At 66.4% G+C, this 14,436-nt stretch carries 14 protein-coding genes and 1 riboswitch; of the genes, 10 read left to right on the top strand and 4 right to left on the bottom strand.

Going from position 1 to position 14,436, the window contains the following annotated elements:
• Positions 1–70 precede the first annotated feature (70 nt).
• From pdxA to PSELUDRAFT_RS07070, 3 genes are all read right to left on the bottom strand, one after another.
• Positions 71–1,057 (bottom strand): 4-hydroxythreonine-4-phosphate dehydrogenase PdxA, encoded by a 987-nt coding sequence (gene pdxA / locus PSELUDRAFT_RS07060; protein ID WP_179947573.1) that lies wholly within the window; start codon positions 1,055–1,057, stop codon positions 71–73.
• Between the two features lie 65 nt (positions 1,058–1,122).
• Positions 1,123–2,400: a peptidylprolyl isomerase gene (locus PSELUDRAFT_RS07065; protein WP_088966176.1), complete on the bottom strand. Its 1,278-nt coding sequence runs from the start codon at positions 2,398–2,400 to the stop codon at positions 1,123–1,125.
• Complete coding sequence (locus PSELUDRAFT_RS07070) at positions 2,397–4,475, bottom strand: LPS-assembly protein LptD (protein WP_197693948.1); 2,079 nt, start codon at positions 4,473–4,475, stop codon at positions 2,397–2,399. The genes PSELUDRAFT_RS07065 and PSELUDRAFT_RS07070 overlap by 4 nt, the downstream gene beginning before the upstream one ends.
• A 191-nt stretch (positions 4,476–4,666) precedes the next feature.
• Here PSELUDRAFT_RS07070 and amgK point away from each other — a divergent pair, with 191 nt between their 5' ends.
• The 10 genes from amgK (at position 4,667) to PSELUDRAFT_RS07120 (ending at position 12,914) form a co-directional block, all read left to right on the top strand.
• Positions 4,667–5,713, top strand: a complete 1,047-nt coding sequence (gene amgK / locus PSELUDRAFT_RS07075; protein WP_088966178.1) for an N-acetylmuramate/N-acetylglucosamine kinase AmgK — start codon at positions 4,667–4,669, stop codon at positions 5,711–5,713.
• Between the two features lie 4 nt (positions 5,714–5,717).
• Entirely contained in the window at positions 5,718–6,419 is a 702-nt protein-coding gene (gene murU / locus PSELUDRAFT_RS07080; RefSeq protein WP_088966179.1) for an N-acetylmuramate alpha-1-phosphate uridylyltransferase MurU, read from the top strand.
• Positions 6,416–6,946, top strand: coding sequence for a crossover junction endodeoxyribonuclease RuvC (gene ruvC, locus PSELUDRAFT_RS07085; RefSeq protein WP_088968419.1), 531 nt, complete (start codon positions 6,416–6,418; stop codon positions 6,944–6,946). Before murU ends, ruvC begins: the two co-directional genes overlap by 4 nt.
• Positions 6,947–7,068: 122 nt before the next feature.
• Positions 7,069–7,599, top strand: a complete 531-nt coding sequence (locus PSELUDRAFT_RS07090) for a hypothetical protein (protein WP_088966180.1) — start codon at positions 7,069–7,071, stop codon at positions 7,597–7,599.
• A gap of 48 nt (positions 7,600–7,647) precedes the next feature.
• A complete protein-coding gene (locus PSELUDRAFT_RS07095) occupies positions 7,648–8,139 on the top strand; it encodes a gluconate 2-dehydrogenase subunit 3 family protein (protein ID WP_088966181.1) in 492 nt (163 codons plus the stop codon).
• Positions 8,130–9,794: a GMC family oxidoreductase gene (locus PSELUDRAFT_RS07100; RefSeq protein ID WP_088966182.1), complete on the top strand. Its 1,665-nt coding sequence runs from the start codon at positions 8,130–8,132 to the stop codon at positions 9,792–9,794. The genes PSELUDRAFT_RS07095 and PSELUDRAFT_RS07100 overlap by 10 nt, the downstream gene beginning before the upstream one ends.
• Positions 9,795–10,015: 221 nt before the next feature.
• On the top strand, positions 10,016–10,489 hold the full coding sequence (locus PSELUDRAFT_RS07105; protein ID WP_088966183.1) for a hypothetical protein: 474 nt from the start codon (positions 10,016–10,018) through the stop codon (positions 10,487–10,489).
• A 115-nt stretch (positions 10,490–10,604) separates the two neighbouring features.
• A complete protein-coding gene (gene ruvA / locus PSELUDRAFT_RS07110) occupies positions 10,605–11,198 on the top strand; it encodes a Holliday junction branch migration protein RuvA (RefSeq protein WP_088966184.1) in 594 nt (197 codons plus the stop codon).
• A gap of 2 nt (positions 11,199–11,200) precedes the next feature.
• Positions 11,201–11,947, top strand: coding sequence for an SDR family oxidoreductase (locus PSELUDRAFT_RS07115; RefSeq protein ID WP_088966185.1), 747 nt, complete (start codon positions 11,201–11,203; stop codon positions 11,945–11,947).
• A 190-nt stretch (positions 11,948–12,137) separates the two neighbouring features.
• A complete protein-coding gene (locus PSELUDRAFT_RS07120) occupies positions 12,138–12,914 on the top strand; it encodes an NYN domain-containing protein (protein ID WP_088966186.1) in 777 nt (258 codons plus the stop codon).
• A 414-nt stretch (positions 12,915–13,328) separates the two neighbouring features.
• On the opposite strand, the gene ribB is transcribed toward PSELUDRAFT_RS07120, so the two are convergent.
• On the bottom strand, positions 13,329–13,961 hold the full coding sequence (ribB, locus tag PSELUDRAFT_RS07125) for a 3,4-dihydroxy-2-butanone-4-phosphate synthase (RefSeq protein WP_088966187.1): 633 nt from the start codon (positions 13,959–13,961) through the stop codon (positions 13,329–13,331).
• Positions 13,962–14,087: 126 nt separating this feature from the next.
• A riboswitch (FMN riboswitch) is annotated at positions 14,088–14,228 on the bottom strand.
• Between the last annotated feature and the right edge of the window lie 208 nt (positions 14,229–14,436).

The following is a 14,436-nucleotide window of genomic DNA, read 5'->3' on the forward strand; positions in this document are numbered from 1 at the left end:
CCGGTTCGGAAATGACGACACCCCGCCCGGCAGTGCCGGCGCGGGGTGTGTTTTGTGCATGGCAGCGTAGTCAGCGCCGCTGGCTTGCCGCCAGCGTCAGGGCCAGCCGGGTGGCCTCGAACAGGCTGCCAGGGTCGGCGCGACCGCTGCCGGCCAGGTCCAGCGCGGTGCCGTGGTCCACCGAAGTGCGGATGATGGGCAGCCCCAGGGTGATGTTGATGCCGGCACCGAAGCTGGCGTGCTTGAGCACCGGCAGACCCTGGTCGTGGTACATCGCCAGCACCGCGTCGGCGCTGGCAAGCTTGTCCGGGTTGAACAGTGTGTCGGCCGGCAGCGGGCCGATCAGCTGCATGCCTTCCGCGCGCAGCGCTTCCAGCACCGGCTCGATCACCTCGATTTCCTCGCGCCCCATGTGGCCGCCTTCGCCGGCATGCGGGTTGAGGCCGGCCACCAGGATGCGCGGCGTGGCGATGCCGAACTTGTGCACCAGGTCGGCGTGCAGGATGCGGATCACCGCGGCCAGGCCATCGCGGGTGATGGCATCCGGTACCGCGCGCAGCGGCAGGTGGGTGGTGGCCAGCGCCACGCGCATGCCGCCACCGGCCAGCATCATTACCACCAGCGGGGTGCCGGTCTGCTCGGCCAGGTATTCGGTATGGCCGGAGAACGGCACGCCGGCCTCGTTGATCACCCCCTTGTGCACCGGCGCGGTGACCATGGCGGCGAACTCGCCACGCACGCAGCCGGCGATGGCCGCGTCCAGCGTGGCCAGCACGTAGCGACCGTTGGCCGCATCCAGCTGCCCGGCGGTAACCGGCGCCGCCAGCGGCACGTGCAGCACTTCCAGCGTGCCCGGCGCAGGGTTGGCCGCAGGCTGGTAATCCTGCAGCTTCACGTTCAGCTGCAGCTGCGCGGCGCGCTGTTGCAGCAGCTGCTTGTCGGCGATCAGCACCAGGCGGGCGGGCAGCGCCTGCTCGGCCAGGCGCAGCACGATGTCGGGGCCGATGCCGGCGGGTTCGCCGGCGGTGATGGCCAGTACGGGCAGGGCAGGTTTCATGAGATGGATGCTGTCAGTGGCCATGGAAGCAAACAGGGCCGGCATGTGCCGGCCCTGGGAACTGCTTACTTCTCGATCAGGCGATCATCGATGAAGGCGGAGGCGCGCAGCTGTTCCAGCCAGTCGGTGTAGCTCTGCTCCATCTTGCGCTGGCGCAGCTGCTGCTTCAGCGTCAGGCGCTCGCGATCGTCGCTTACGTTCTGGCTGCGTACTTCGTCCAGGCGGATCAGGTGCCAGCCGAATGGCGATTTGATCGGCTCGCTGATCTGGCCGGGATGCAGTGCATGCACGGCACGTTCGAAATCGGGCACGGTATCGCCATCGGACACCCAGCCCAGGTCGCCGCCCAGTGCCGCGGTGCCGTCTTCGGAGAACTGCTTGGCCAGGTCCTCGAACTTGGCGCCGCGCTTCAGGCGATCCTGTACCTGCAGGATGCGGTTGTAGGCGTCGGTTTCCGAGGTGGCTTCATTGGTTTTCACCAGGATGTGGCGCACCTTGTACTGCTGCACGAACTGCGGTGCGTTGTCATTGCGCTTTTCCACCAGTTTGAACAGGTACAGGCTGCCACTGCTGCGCACGATGTCGGTAGTGGCGCCAGGCTGCAGTTTCTCCAGCATCTGCGCGAAGTCGGCCGGCAGCGCATTGGCGCTGCGCCAGCCCAGGTCGCCGCCTTGCAGCGCGTTCTGGGCTTCGGAGTAGCTGGCGGCCACCTGGGCAAACGGCTTGCCGGCCTGCAGCTCGCTCTGCGCCTTCAGCAGCTTCTGGCGGCGCTGCTCGAAGATGGCGGCATCGGCGCGCTCCGGCACGTTCACCTGGATCACCGCCAGGTGGTACTCGGTACTCTTCAGGTTGCTGGCGCTTTTCAGGATCTGGTCGACTTCCTGGTCGCTCACGGTGACGCGGCTGGCGATTTCACGCTCGCGGATGCGCTGCAGCAGCAGGTCCTTGCGTAGTTGCTCGCGCAGCTGTTCCAGGGTCAGGCCATCCTTTTCCACCAGCTTGCGCAGGCCGGGCAGGTCGGTCTTGTTCTGCTTGGCCACGTTCAGCATGGCGCTGTCCAGGTCCAGCTCGCTGACGCGGATGCCGTTATTGCTGGCGAACTGCAGTTGCAGCTGCTCGTTGATCATCTGGTCCAGCACCTGGCGTGCCAGCAGGTCTGCCGCCGGCAGGTCGATTTTCTGGCTCTTGAGGCTGGTGCTCACTTCCTGCTCGCGCAGGTTCAGCTCGGACAGGGTGATGACGCTATTGTTGACCACGGCGACGATACGGTCGGCGGTACTGACGGCGAAAGCGGGCGAGGCGAGGCCGGCCAGCAGGCTGGCGGCCAGGAGAAGCTTTTTCATTCTGTCTCCGGAATGTTGTTGATATTGCTGTAGCCCGGGATGGCCAGGCGCAGCGTTTCCATGGGGTTGCTGCCGATGCTGCTGAGGTCCTTCAACTCCAGCTGCAGGTAGATGGCGTTCTTGTACTGGTTGATGTCGGTCAGGTAGCGTTCACCGACCACGCGCACGATCCAGCAGCCCTGGTTGTACTCGACACCGGCCAGGCGCTGTAGCACTTTCTTGTCCTGCAGCGAGTAGTTCTGGCGGCCAACGGCATACCAGTTGCGGGCGATCGGCCATTGCGCGGCCACGTCGACGGTGCGCAGTGGGCCGTAGTTGCCGGCATTGTCCAGCAGTTCGTTGCGGCCGGAGCGGTAGCGTACGCTGAGTGTCTTGCCAGCGGAAGGGGCGTAGCGCAACTGGGCGGTGAAGCGTTCGGTCTTGGCCAGCGCCTGGTTGTACTGGTAAGTGGTATCCAGACGCAAGGCACTGGTGAGGTCGCCACCAACCGTGGACAGGATGTCGGAGCGTTTTTGCTGGCGGGCGGTAGCGCTGCCGCTCAGGGCGATGTCGTCATTGTTCAGGTAGAAGCGCTGACCAACTGCCACGCGCAGGTGCTCCAGACCGTTCTGGTTGTCCAGCAGGCTGCTGGTGACGGCGGTGGTGATCTGCTGGGCGGCATTGATGCGGTCATAGCCGGAGAAGCGGTTCTCGCTGAACAGCTGGGCAAAACTCAGATCGTTTTCCGAGGTGTCGAAGTTGGGCAGCTTGCTCTGGTCCACGCTCGGGATGTGCACGAAATACAGCCGCGGCTCCAGCGTCTGGGTCAGATCGCGGCCGTTGAAGCTGGTCGGGCGTTCGAAGAGCAGACCGCTGTCCAGCGTAGTGATCGGCAGGGTGCGGTCCCGGGTGGTGGCCGGGCTGCCGTTGTAGGCGTCCAGGTCGTAGTGGGTGTAATGCACGCCGAACTTGGCTTTCAGGAAGCCCCACGGTTTGTCCATCGACCAGGTGACGCTGGGGTAGGCCACTTCACGCCAGCCGTCCTGCAATGTACGGTGCTCGAAACGGGTGACTTCGCTTTCCAGGTTGGCGCTGAAGTCGCCGAACTGCTTGTTGCTGGCAATGGTCAGCTTGGGCACGCGGGCGTACTGCTCGGTGCCGTTGTCCAGGGTCTGGTAGCGCGAGGCGCTGAGGTTCACATTGCCCCAGCTCGGCTTGTAGTTCACCCAGGCTTCACGCAGCAGGTTGCTGCTGGTGGCCACGGCGGTGCTGTTGCCGAAGTCGGTGTAGTAATCCTTGTCGGACACCACGGTGCCGTCGATGCCGAACGTCAGCTGCGGGTTGATCGTCTGCTTGTGATCGAGCTGCCACAGGTAGCGGTCACTGTCGGTCTTGCGGTCGTTCGGCAGCTGCTCGGTATAGATGCGGCCACGGTAGTCCGGCTGCAGGTAGCGCCCTTCCAGTCCCAGCATCAGGCCGCGCTGTTCGATGTAGCGCGGGGTGATGGTGGCATCGTAGTTGGGCGCGATGTTCCAGTAATACGGCAGCGATACCTGCAGGCCGTCGCTGCCGGTGGTGACGGTGGGGAACAGCAGGCCGCTCTTGCGGCCGCCATCCAGCGGAAAGTCCATCCACGGCGTGTACAGGATGGGCACGCCTTCGAACTGGACCCAGGCGTTGCGCGCCACGCCGACATTGCTGACGTAATCCAGGTTGATGCTGCCGGCACGCAGGTACCAGGAGTCGTCGCCGGGGCTGCAGGTATTGGCGCGGGTGCCTTGCAGCTGGTAGTGACTCTTGCCGTCCATCACCAGTTTTTCGGCATGGCCGCGCAGCACGCGCTTGCCGTGGCCGAAGGCGAAATCGGCATTGCTGCCGCTGCCGCTGTCGGTGGCCAGGTAGGCCTCCAGCCCGTCGGCATCCACTGTGCCGTCCGGCTGCTGCATATGGGCGCGGTCGCCGGCGCGCAGCAGCTGCTTGTCCACGTAGTATTCCAGCCAGTCGGCATCGAACTCCTGCGTGCCGCGGGTGGCCTTTACCGAGCCGGTGGCGCGCAATTGCTGGTCCATCTGGCCGGAAATGGCATCGGCTTCCACGTGCAGCGGCCCGGCCTGTCGGGATTCTGCAAGCGTGAACGGGGCCAGAAACAAGGGAAGCAGGGCTGCGGTGAGTGGGGCAAGACGAAAGCGGGAGCGCATGGATAGCATCAGCCTGTCGGTGAGTGTGGGGGCTGGTCAAAGCGGGTTACAATCACGTCATTGTACCCAATTTGCCGATATACGCGACTATGCAGCGACTCGAAGCCCTCAAGGCGTGGCTGGCCACGCAGTTTCCCGGTCAGGATATCGCGGTGGAATTCGCCGCCGCCGATGCCGATTTCCGCCGTTATTTCCGCGCCATCTTCCCGGATGGCAGCAGCCGCATCGTGATGGATGCGCCGCCGGACAAGATGAATACCGACCCCTATGTGGCGGTGCGCGATGTGCTGGCGTCTGCGGCCAACGTGCCGGCCATCGAGCTGCGCGACCGCGAGCAGGGCTTCATGCTGCTGCAGGATCTGGGCAAGGTGACCTTCCTCGCTGCCCTGCAGCACGACGAGCGCCCCATGGTGCACAAGCACCTGTTGCTGGAGGCCATCGATACCCTGATCGAGATCCAGAAGATCAGCCAGCCCGGCGTGCTGCCGGAATACGACCACGCGCTGCTGCTGCGCGAAGTCAGCCTGTTCCCGGAATGGTTCGCCGCCAAGGAGCTGGGCAAGCCGTTCACCTTCGCCCAGCGCCAGCGCTGGGATGCTGCGCTGCAGGTGCTGCTGCCGCGCCTGGAGGCGCAGCCCAAGGTGTACGTGCACCGCGACTTCATCGTGCGCAACCTGATGCTGACCGCCGGCCGCCCCGGCGTGCTGGACTTCCAGGACGCGGTATACGGCCCGGTCAGCTACGACCTGGTGTCGCTGCTGCGCGACGCCTTCATCGGCTGGGACGAGGAATTCGTGCTCGACCTGGTGGTGCGCTACTGGGAGAAGGCGCGCGCCGCCGGCCTGCCGGTGCCGGAGCAGATCGACGAGTTCTACCGCGATTTCGAGTGGATGGGCGTGCAGCGTCACCTCAAGGTGGCCGGCATCTTCGCCCGCCTGTACCACCGCGACGGCAAGGACAAATACCGTGGCGAGATCCCGCGCTTCATCAAGTACCTGAAGAAGACCACCCGCCGCTACCAGGAGCTGGCACCGCTGTACCAGCTGATCGTGGAACTGGTGGGGCTGGACGCGGACGATAACGACGACAGCATCCAGTCGGTATTCAGCGCCACCAAGCTGGCGTCGGACCAGTAAGCGCATGAAAGCGATGATCCTTGCCGCCGGTCGCGGCCAACGCATGCGGCCGCTGACCGACCACACCCCCAAGCCGCTGCTGCCGGTAGGCGGGCAGCCGCTGATTGCCTGGCATATCCGGCACCTGGCCGCCGCCGGCTTTACCGACATCGTCATCAACCATGCCTGGCTGGGCGACAAGATCGAAGCCACGCTGGGCGATGGCAGCCGCTACGGCGTGCGCCTGGCCTACTCGCGCGAAAAGAGCGCGCTGGAGACCGCCGGCGGCATCGCCACAGCCTTGCCGCTGCTGGGGGATGCCCCGTTCGTGGTGGTGAATGGCGATGTGCTCACCGACGTCGACTTCACCGCCTTGCGGCCAACCCTGGCGGCACTGGACGCCGAGCGGCACCTGGCGCACCTGCTGCTGGTGGCCAACCCGGCGCACCACCCGGGCGGCGATTTCGGCCTGCTGGCGGATGGCCGGCTGTCTGGCAATGCCAGCGACGGCATCGGGCTGACCTTCTCCGGTATCGGCCTGTACCACCCGGCGCTGTTTGCCGCCATACCGGCGCACCAGCCGGCCAAGCTGGCGCCGCTTCTGCGCGAGGCCATGGCACATGGCCAGGTAAGCGGCGCGCGTCACCACGGCCTGTGGCTGGATGTGGGCACCCCCGAGCGGCTGGCCGAGGCCGACGCCATTGCCAAGGGTTGGCCGCAAGCGTGAAGCGGCGCATTCTCGGCATCGACCCCGGCAGTCGCATCACCGGCTTCGGGGTGATAGACATTGTCGGCAACCAGCGCCACTACGTGGCCTCCGGCGCCATCCGCACCCCGCCGGGCGCTACCCTCGCCGAGCGGGTCAAGGTGCTGGTGCACGGCATCCACCAGGTAATCGACACCTACCAGCCCACCGAGTCGGCGCTGGAGCAGGTGTTCGTCAACGTCAACCCGGCGGCCACGCTGATGCTGGGCCAGGCGCGCGGCGCCTGCATGACCGCGCTGGTGCTGCGCGACCTGCCGGTGGCGGAGTACACCGCCTTGCAGGTGAAGCAGTCGGTGGTGGGGCAGGGCAAGGCGCCCAAGGAGCAGGTGCAGTACATGGTGGTGCGCATGCTGAATCTGTCCGGCACGCCGCAGGCCGATGCCGCCGATGCGCTGGCCGTGGCGCTGACCCATGCCAGCCACAGCAGCGGCGCGGTGGGCAAGCTGGCGCTGCAGGGGCTGAAGGTGCGTGGCGGGCGGCTGGTGTAGCGCGTGCGCTTGTAATAAGCCGGCGATTGTTGCTATTCCAGGTGCTACCATTAGGCTATCCGCATGCCGCGCATCGCCGCCGTTCAGGCTGGCTCCTGTGCATGTCGCCCGGAGAAAACAACATGAAAAAGATTCCGCTGTTGTTCGCATGCTGTCTGTCGCTGCTGGCGGCGCAGGCATTCGCCGGGGTGATCCCCACCGTTCCCGCTACCGAAACCGGCGACAGCCATACCCAGACCCGTGCCTACGCCGGCCTGAAGTGGACGCTGGGCGAAGGCCCGACACCGTCGCTGGTGCTGGGGCTGGTGAATGCCCGCACCACCTCCGGCGGCCATAGCGATGGCGCCGACCTGGTGCTGAGTTTCGGCCTGACTGGCGGCATCAAGCCGCAGGCGCTGAAGCTGAGCTACCTGAACGGCAGCAACGAGGTGCAGGGCGAGCTGGGGCTGGGCTACAGCTTCGTTGCCGGCAAACCGTTCGGCGGGCTTGGCCTGCGCGGGCCGTACGCCACCCTGGCCGGCGACTACCTGGACAGCAAGATACTGCCCAGCCTGACCCTGCACAGCCTGGGCAAGTTCGACAAGCCGCAGCCGCATTACAGCTGCCCCAGCAGTCTGTACACCCTGTCGGGCACCACCTGTATCGGGCCGTAAGCGGGCTACCCGATTGGCAATGCTGACAACGCGAGGCACGGTATAGCGATGCATCTGGCCTCTCCCCAGCGGCGGCAACTCCTGCAGGTGGTTGCCGCCTTTTTCGTGGCTTGCGGCGTAGCGCCGCTGCCTGCCGCCCCCTTGGCCGTGCCCGACGCCAGCGAGCGCCGCACGCTGGCCGCCTTTGTCGATGTGCTGCTGCCGCGCGATGCGCTGTCGCCCGCCGCCAGCGAGCTGCAGGTGGACGATATGCTGTGGCAGCTGGCCGGCCACGATGCGCGCTTCCGCCAGTTGCTGGCGCTGGGCTGCCAGTGGCTCAACCTCGGCGAGCAGGGGCAATTCGCCGCGCTGGCGCCGGAGCAGCAGCAGGCCGTGGTGGCCTGGATGGCCGAGTCGGACTGGAACCACCCGCCACGCCGCTTTTACGAACTGGTGCGCCAGAGCGCCATTAGCGGCTACTACAGCCAGCCGGCGGCACGCGCCGGGCTGGACCTGCCGCTGGCGCCGCAACCACAGGGCTATCCGCCGCCATGGGACTGAAACCGCGTTTCGATGCCGTCATCGTCGGCGCCGGCGCCGGTGGTGCCGCTGCCGCCTGGCGGCTGTGCCGGCACGGCCTGTCGGTACTGCTGCTGGAGGCCGGGCCGCGCTTCCAGCCGGCGCGCGATTACAGCCTGCAGCTGCCGGACTGGGAACGGCTGCACTTTCCGCAGCTGCCCGGCAGCCAGGCGCGCATCAGCTTTGCCGATTTCGCCGCGCTGGACCCGGCAGCACAGGATCTGCGCTCGTGGAGCAAGGCTGGCGGGGCCATGGTGCGCTCCGGCGTGCGCGAACCGATGGGGCCCGGCTACTGGCATGTGCAGGGTGTAGGCGGGAGCACGTTGCATTTCGTTGGCGAGGCGCACCGGTTGCACCCGGCGGCGATGAAGTTGCGCAGCGATTTTGGCGTCGGCCACGACTGGCCGCTGGATTACGCCGCGCTGGAGCCCTACTACCAGCAGTGCGAGCAGCTGATCGGCGTGGCCGGCCCGGCCGAACAGGGCGCGCGCTGGCGCTCCGCACCGTACCCGCTGCCGGCGCATCCGCTCAGCCCGGCAGCACAGCGGCTGGCGCAGGCCGGGGCCACGCTCGGCATGCACTGGCAGGCCAATTCCCGCGCCGCGCTATCGCGCGTTTACGATGGCCGCCCGGACTGCAACTACTGCGGCCAGTGCAGCCGCGGCTGCCCGCGCGGCGACAAGGGCTCGGCCGATGTCACCTTCATTCGCCACGCCGAAAGCAGCGGCCGGCTGCAACTGCGCACCGGCAGCCGCCTGCTGCGCATGGAAAGCGGCAGCAATGGCCTGATCCGCGCCATTGAATATGTTGAGGGCAGCCAGCGCCACCGGGTGGAAACGCCGCTGCTGATCCTGGCCGCCGGTGCGGTGCAGACGCCGCGGCTGTTGCTGGCGATGCGCAGTCGCGAACAGCCGCACGGGCTGGCCAACGGCTCCGGCCAGGTTGGCCGCAATTTCCTGGAAACGCTGTTCTGGTCCAGCACCGCGCTGCTGCCGGCGCTGCATGGCAGCCATCGCGGCCTGCCGGCCGATGCCATCTGCTGGGATTTCAACGCGCCGCAGGCGATTGCCGATGTGGTCGGCGGCTGCCGTTTCAATTCCACGGTGCAGGAAATCGGCCTGACCGGGCCCATCGCCTATGCCTCGCGCGTGGTGGCCGGCTTTGGCGCCGCGCTCAAGCAGGGCGTGCGCGACAGCTTTGGCCACTGCCTGTCGGTGGGGGCGATCGGCGAAGTGCTGCCCAACGAACGCAGCTTCATCGATCTGCACCCGAGCGAGCGGGATGATCTGGGCATGCCGCTGCCGCGCATCCATGCCGAACTGGGCGAGAGCGAGATCCGCCGCCTGCGCTTCATGGCGCAGCAGTCGCGGCGCCTGCTGCAGGCGGCTGGCGCCAGCGAGCTGGTGGAGGAAGTCGGCGCCTGGGACCAGTTCTCCACCACCCATGCCTTCGGCACCTGCCGCATGGGCGCCTCCAGCGCGGACAGCGTGGTGGATGCCAATAACCGCAGCCACGACCACGCCAATCTGTACATCACCGATGCCAGTGTGTTTCCCTCCAGCGGGGGCGGCGAGTCGCCGTCGCTGACCATCCAGGCGCTGGCGCTGCGGGCGGCGGATCATATTGCCGGCAGCTAAGCGCCTGTTCATGATCTGCTGCGCTGAGGCGATACGGCGTTGAATTCGACTCGGGGATGCGTATTTACGCTGTGTAAACGCCGCGCCCCTCGGTTTTCGCCTTGTCTCGCTCTCGCTCGCGAGAGCGTGAACACGCGCCAGGTGCTTTCTTGTCCGTGGCCAAGGTTGGCTGCAACAATGTTGCCCACACTGATGTCATCAAAAAAATAGTGGAGTTTGCCATGTGGAACGACTACGCCATTGCCCGCGCCCTGCACGTGCTGGCCATTCTGCTGTGGGTAGGCGGCGTGGCTTTTGTCACCGTGGTGCTGATTCCGGCCATCCGCCGGCATATTCCGGAGCAGCAGCAATACACGCTGTTCGAAACCGTGGAGCACCGCTTCGGCGCCCAGGCGCGGCTGTGGGTGCTGCTGGCGTTGGGCAGCGGCTTGTGGATGCTGCATGCCAGCGCCGGCTGGGCGCGGCTGCTGGATACCGGCTGGCTGCAGCTGATGCTGGCCGCCTGGCTGCCGTTCTTCCTGATGCTGTTCCTGCTGGAGCCGCTGTTCATCCACCGCTGGCTGCGCAACAAGGCGGCGCGCGACCCGGCCGGCAGCATGCGCCTGCTGCAATGGCTGCACGTGGGCCTGCTGGCACTGACCCTGGCGGCCGCCGTGGCCGGGGTGGTGGGCGCGCACGGCGGCTGGCGCTTCTAGCGCGGCACGGCCGGCGGCGGCGCTGTGGCACAATGCCGGGCAGACCGCCGGCTTACCCGGCCGGCATCATCCTTCCTTTGCGCCGCGCTGCGGCCAACCTTGTGAAAGACCCCGCATGATCGGACGACTCACCGGCAACCTGATCGAAAAACTGCCGCCGCAAATCACCGTGGACGTGAACGGCGTCGGCTACGACGTGGACGTCACCATGACCACCTTCTACCAGCTGCCGGCGCCGGGGCAGAAGGTGACGCTGTTCACCCACCTGGTGGTGCGCGAGGACGCTCACCTGCTGTACGGCTTTGCCAGCCGCGACGAGCGCGAAACCTTCCGCCAGCTGATCAAGATCACCGGCATCGGCGCCAAGATCGCGCTGGCCATCCTCTCCGGCATGACCGCCGACGAGCTGGCCATCGCGGTGGCCAGCGAGGACATCAAGCGGCTGTCGTCGGTGCCGGGCATCGGCAAGAAAACCGCCGAGCGCCTGGTGCTGGAACTGCGCGGCAAGCTGGCCACCGGCGGCAACCTCACCGTGCCGGGCGGCCTGCCGTTTGCTGCCACCCCGGACGAGAAGAGCGACATCGTCAATGCGCTGCTGGCATTGGGCTACAACGAAAAAGAGGCCGCCGCGGCTACCAAGGGCTTGCCGGCGGAGGTTACCGTCAGCGACGGCGTGCGCCTGGCGCTGAAAAACCTGATGAAGGGCTGAACATGAGCAAGGTGCTGCTGATCACCGGCGCCAGCCGCGGCATCGGCGCCGCCACCGCGCGGCTGGCTGCGCAGCAGGGCTGGGCGGTGGCGGTGAACTACCACCACAACCACACTGCTGCCGAGGCGGTGGTGGCCGACATCCGCGCCGCCGGCGGCAAGGCGGTGGCGATTGCGGCCAACGTGGCGGACGAGGTGGACGTGCTGCGCATGTTTGCCGAGTGCGAAGCGGCGCTTGGCCCGCTGTCGGCGCTGGTCAACAACGCTGGCGTGCTGGAGCAGCAGATGCGGCTGGACGAAATGAGCATGGCGCGCTGGCAGCGCATCATGGCCACCAATGTGCTGGGTCCGATGCTGTGCTGCCGCGAGGCGGTGAAGCGGCTGTCCACCCGCCACGGCGGGCCGGGCGGCGCCATCGTCAACGTCTCCTCCGCTGCCGCGCGGCTGGGTTCGCCGGGCGAATACGTGGACTATGCCGCCAGCAAGGGCGCGCTGGATACGCTGACCATGGGGCTGGCCAAGGAAGTGGCTGCCGAGGGCATCCGCGTCAACGGCGTGCGCCCCGGCTTCATCTACACCGATATGCACGCCGACGGCGGCGAACCGGGCCGCGTCGACCGCGTGAAAAGCGCGGTGCCGATGCAGCGCGGCGGCCAGCCGGAAGAAGTGGCGGCCGCCATCCTGTGGCTGTTGTCCGATGCGGCGTCGTTTACCACCGGGCATATGCTGGATGTTTCCGGCGGGCGCTGAATGCCGGTTCACGATCTGCTGCGCGGAAAAGCGTTTCGGGTGAGTGCGGCTCGCTCATTCACGGCGTGTAAACGCCGAGCCCTGCCGATTTTGCCTTGTCCCGCGCGGGCTCGCGGGATCGTGAACAGGCTTTGAACAACAAGGCACCGCCGCACACTGCCGGCGGCGCAGCATCATCAAGGGGAACACCATGCCCAACGTAGCGGTACTGATAGACGCGGACAATGTGTCGCCGGCCTGGATCGAAGACGTGCTGGAGGAGGCCGGCAAGCTGGGCGTGCTGGCGCTCAAGCGCGTCTATGGCGACTTCAGCCGCCATGACAAGGCCTGGCGCGACCTGTGCGCGCGCTTCGCCATTCACCCCATCCAGCAGTTTCCCAATACCAAGGGCAAGAACGCTTCCGACATCACCCTGGTGATCGACGCCATGGACATGCTGCACTCTGGGCGCTATCAAAGCTTCTGCCTGGTTTCCAGCGACAGCGACTTCTCGCGGCTGGCCACCCGGCTGCGCGAGGACGGCCTGGAAGTGTGGGGCTTCGGTGAGGAAAAGACGCCGGGCGCCTTCGTCAACGCCTGCAGCAAGTTCGTGTACGTGGAAGTGCTGGCGATGGCCGACGACGTCACCAAGGCCGAAGAGGCCGGCAGCAAGGAGGGCGCGCCCGACAGTGGCAGGCAGAAGCCGGCGGCACGGGTACTGCGCCCGCTGGACAAGAAACTGCGCGCCCAGTTTCAGAAGGGCATCGAGAGCATGGACGATGACGAAGGCTGGGCCGACCTGGGCGGCGTGGGCAGCCTGCTTGGCCAGTGGATGCCGGACTTCGATCCGCGCAACTACGGCTTTGCCAAGCTTTCCGACCTGGTGGTGAAGTCCGGCTGGTTCGAGGTGTACAAGGCCGGCGGCGGCCGCGGTGGGGTATCGATCCGCCTCAAGCCGGGCAACGGCGGCAGCAAGAAGGCGAAGTAGCCCTGCCGGGCATGAAACGTTGGCCGCAAGCCGTTGCCGGTTTGCGGCCAACATTTTTTAGTGGAGTGGAGTCCGCTGCGCGGATGATGTTTGAAGTCGCCGGTTCCGCCCGGCGGACGGGGTACTTTCTTTTGCTTCGCCAAAAGAAAGTACCCAAAGAAAAGGCGACACCCTGATATCTATTGGCGCTGCTCGAAACCCCGTGCAAAAAGGCACGCCCCAGGCGCCGCCGAACTCGCCCCTCGCTAACGGCTCGGGACTCAGACAGATCGGCGTCTTAAAACCTGGGGCGCACCATTTTGCCCGGCTCGCGCCAACGGGATTGGGGCGCGTCGGTTCGGTTCTACCTCTTGTGTCATTAGCAGGTAGCCCGGATGCGCTGGGCTTATCCGGGCCACGCGTGGCCGCGCTAGTTCAATGCGCGTTGCGCTCCAGCCATTCCACCAGTTCGGCCACCGTCAGCTGCGGCAGGCCGTGGCGTTCGGCGTAGGCGTCCAGTTCGGCGCCGCGCATCATGCTGCCGTCCGGGTTCATCAGTTCGCACAGCACGCCGGCCGGGCTGAAGCCGGCCAGTCGCGCCAGCTCCACCGCCGATTCGGTATGGCCGCGGCGTTCGCGCACGCCGCCGGCGCGGGCGATCAGCGGGTAGACGTGGCCGGGGCGTGCCAGGTCGGCGGGTACTGCTTGCGGGTTGATGGCGGCGCGGATGGTGGTGGTGCGGTCGGCGGCGGAGACGCCGGTGCTTACGCCCTCGGCGGCTTCGATGCTGACGGTGAAGGCGGTGCCGTAGCGGCTGCCGTTGTTGGGCACCATCGGTGGCAGCTCCAGCCGCGCGGCGTGTTCCGGGGTCAGGCACAGGCAGACGATGCCGCTGCAGTCGCGGATCATGCGCGCCATTTCCGGCACGGAGAGCGCGTCGGCGGCCAGGATCAGGTCGGCTTCGTTTTCGCGGTCGTGGTCGTCGGCGACGATCACCGGCAGGCCGCGACGCAGGGCGTCGAGTGCGGCGTGGATGCGCAGGGAAAGGATATCGGTGTTGGCATTCATGGGAACGGTCCTCAAGTACGGCGTTTGAGAAACACGTCACCGGGCAGGAAGCGGCGGCCTTGCGGCCAACCTTGCGCCACGCGGATTGCGCGCGCAGACACAGCGCCGCGCATGGCGCGGTACTGGCGTCATCTTCTTTCATCCGGACTATTACCGTCGGCTCTGGATTCGCACCAGATCTGCTGACCCTTCACATGAAGGCGCTCGCGGGCTTGGCCTTGCGGCCTTACCGCCGGTGGGGACTTGCACCCCGCCCCGAAGACGTACGGGCCTTCCGGTTTGCAGCTAATGTTCACGATCTTGCGAGCTAGGCGAGACAAGGCGAAAACGGCTGAGAGAGCGGAATTGACATGAAGTCAATGAGCATCTCGAAGGTGTACTCATCGCGTAACGTCTCACGACGCGCAGCAGATCGTGCGGAAGGCAAGGGCGAGTATAGCAGTGGTAACATCCCCCCATCGATTGCGAGCGACTG

The organism is Vogesella sp. LIG4 (assembly GCF_900090205.1).
Classification (GTDB): Bacteria; Pseudomonadota; Gammaproteobacteria; order Burkholderiales; family Chromobacteriaceae; genus Vogesella.